This window comes from Nostoc sp., assembly GCF_041747015.1.
Lineage (GTDB): Bacteria > Cyanobacteriota > Cyanobacteriia > Cyanobacteriales > Nostocaceae > Nostoc.
Genome location: NZ_JBGTFY010000093.1, coordinates 1 through 3039, shown reverse-complemented (window position 1 = coordinate 3039; position 3039 = coordinate 1). Strand labels below are relative to the sequence as shown.

2 protein-coding genes are annotated in these 3039 nt (G+C 41.3%); both read right to left on the bottom strand.

The features are described from left to right. On the bottom strand, window positions 1-327 hold a 327-nt coding region (locus ACEW80_RS06975), incomplete at its 3' end, for a Uma2 family endonuclease (protein ID WP_373525899.1). A gap of 749 nt (window positions 328-1076) precedes the next feature. Beyond that, entirely contained in the window at window positions 1077-2942 is a 1866-nt protein-coding gene (glmS, locus tag ACEW80_RS06970) for a glutamine--fructose-6-phosphate transaminase (isomerizing) (RefSeq protein ID WP_373525898.1), read from the bottom strand. Between the last annotated feature and the right edge of the window lie 97 nt (window positions 2943-3039).

Genomic DNA, 3039 nt, shown 5'->3' with positions numbered 1-3039 from the left:
AATTGATTCTGCTTGAGTAACTGTTGATGCTTTTTTCCAGAGTGGTTCATTGACCAAGTTAGGAAGATTCAATACTAATACATCTGGAATATAACCAGATTTCTTATCAACTGATTTGACTAATACTTGACCAGGAATAGTTAATCGCAGATTAAACCTGCGAATCTCAAAATTGAGTTCTCTAATCAAAAATGCTCTAACTAGCTCATGTTCTCCTGTTGGTTGCATTTCTACTATCGCTCCTTTATATAATTCATATCTGCCATTTTCTGGTTTCCACTCTAGAAATTCTTCAAAAGTAACTGGTTCTGGTAAAGCTTGAAACATCGTATTATCTCTTCAAGTTTTGAACTGATGCCGACAGAATGTTTGAGCGCGCAAAAATTTCAGATTTGGTTCTATCTTTATCTTTAAATAAAGGATTTCGTTTTCAAATCAGTAAGTGGACAGTTTTTCTAATTTGTCCTGTCCACTGTTCAGATTTCTTTAATTTTACGCTACCGCCAACTCTAAGCTAACCTGTGGCACTTCATTAGTCGCCGGAGCTAGGGCAAAGGATTCAATAGCCTCCCTGACGCTCCAATACCGTACTCCATCGCTGAATAATCGCGTTAATAAAGTGCTAGTCGTACCGAATGAAAATAAATCAGTAAATATCAGAAAATCTGATTAGCGATCGTTGGGAGCATTGGGCATTGATAATTATTGTTTAGTATTTCTCATGTACCATGCTCAATTTAACTTGGTGCGTTAGGCTAAAGCCGTAACGCACCAAGTTAGCTAAATATATTCATATCGGATTTATTTGCAAATCATAATAAAACATTCAGACAATTGAATTATCTTTATCCAAGGTTGATAGTTTTTCCCACTACCATGCCCACGGACTTCTTTAAAGTAACGCTCAAACTTGGCTTGTGTCCAATCTTGCTTCTAGCCATAAAACCTCCTGTAGATGCTTACATATGCACCCACAGGATAAATTGTATAACTTTTTCATTTGTTATACTCTAGACGGTTAAAACCTTGACTTTTTTAAATGTGTGAAACTTGAGGTTTAACATTCTATCAATAAACTATTCCACTGTTACAGACTTGGCCAAAGTCCTTGGCTGATCGACATCTAAACCACGACGGGCGGCAATATGATAAGCCAATAATTGCAAAGGAACTACTGTCAGGATAGGAGAAAGTAACTCTTCGACATGGGACACGGGAAGAAGATCGTTAAAGATTTCCGCAGCTTCGCCATCGTTGACGGGAGTCACGCCAATTAACCGAGAATCTCTAGCTTTAGCTTCTTGGGCATTGGAAATCACTTTTTCGTAAACACTACCAGGTATTGCGATCGCAACTACTGGTACTTTCGCATCTAAAAGTGCGATCGGGCCATGTTTCATCTCTCCAGCCGGATACCCTTCGGCGTGAATGTAGCTGATTTCTTTTAATTTCAACGCCCCTTCTAAAGCAATCGGAAAGTTAATTCCCCTTCCGATAAAAATGAAATCTTGGGTTTCGGCGAATTCGTGGGCTAGCTGTTCGGTTAAACGTTCCTGACTTTCCAAAGTTGTCTCAATTTGTTTGGGAATCTGCCGCAACCCGTTAATAATATTTTCTAATGTCTCTTTTGAAACTGTCTGACGACGAGCTGCTAAATCCAATGCCAAAGCATAAAACGCCATCAGTTGAGCAGTAAAAGTTTTCGTCGCCGCTACCCCAATTTCAATTCCCGCCAGGGTACTGATGATATGCGGCACCAGATAACCAAGGCTGCTTTCTGGGCGATTGGTAATCCCTAGCAGTCGCGCTTGATATTTGGGTTCTTTCCCCTGGCGACGTTCTTTTTCCATCGTCAAAGCTGCTAGGGTATCAGCTGTTTCACCTGATTGGGTAACACCAACAATCAAAGTGTTGGGTGTCAAGGGCGAGGGTGCATAGCGATACTCAGAAGCGTAATGTACCTGAGTGGAAATTCCTGCTAGTTGTTCGATTAAATATTTTCCGATTAATGCTGCGTGCCAACTTGTACCACAGGCGACGATCTGAATTTGTTCTAAATCAGTGTAAAACTCTTCAGGTAAACCAAGATTGATTGGCGATTCTGTAGGTTCTCCAAGATTACTAAAGTATGCTTCTAAACTAGCTCTTACAACTCCCGGTTGCTCATGGATTTCCTTGAGCATGAAGTGTTTGAATCCCTGCTTTTCTACCATTGCAGGATTGAAGTTGAGCAACCTGGGTTGTTTTTTCAACCTGTCGCCAGCAAAATTGTAAATCTCAACGCCCAAAGGTGTGAGGCGGGCAATTTCGCCATTTTCCAAAGGTAGCACTGCACGGGTGTAGGAAGCGATCGCTGGCGTATCAGATGCACAAAAGAACTCCCCTTGACCAAAACCAATTACTAAAGGTGCTTGTTGGCGAACAACAACTAATTCATCGGGGTAATCAGCATTAATAACTGCGATCGCAAAAGCCCCTTTAAGTCTATTTACCGTTTGCCGCACCGCCTCTAAAAATGAATTATCTGCTTGCAAATACTGGGCGATGAGATGGGGAATAACTTCGGTATCGGTCTCAGAGCGAAATTCATGCCCTAGTTGCTTTAATTCTTCGCGCAACTCGCGGTAATTTTCAATAATGCCATTTTGTACCACCGCGACGCGCTTTTTGGTATCCATGTGCGGATGGGCGTTGTATTCTTCCGGTTTACCATGAGTTGCCCAACGAGTATGTCCAATGCCAATTTTTGCCGGGTTTACGATAGTTTCTAATTTGTCCCGTAAGTTGTATAACTTACCTTTGGCGCGGACGCAATGCAATTCTCCTTCTAAAACCGTAGCGATTCCGGCAGAATCGTAGCCTCGATACTCTAATTTTTCTAATCCAGAAAGTAAAATTTGTGTAGCTGCTTGAGTGCCAATATAGCCAACGATTCCACACATAATAGTCGTACCGATAGGTCTTTAATATATGCTCTAAAAGCTACAAGAGCAGTGGGCAAGTAGTCAAGTTATATTTTTTGGAGGTTCTTGATTTAGC

What these genes read in the sequence shown, in the direction of transcription:
- glmS (WP_373525898.1), bottom strand. Translation starts at nt 2,942, where the DNA reads ATGTGTGGAATCGTTGGCTATATTGGCACTCAAGCAGCTACACAAATT.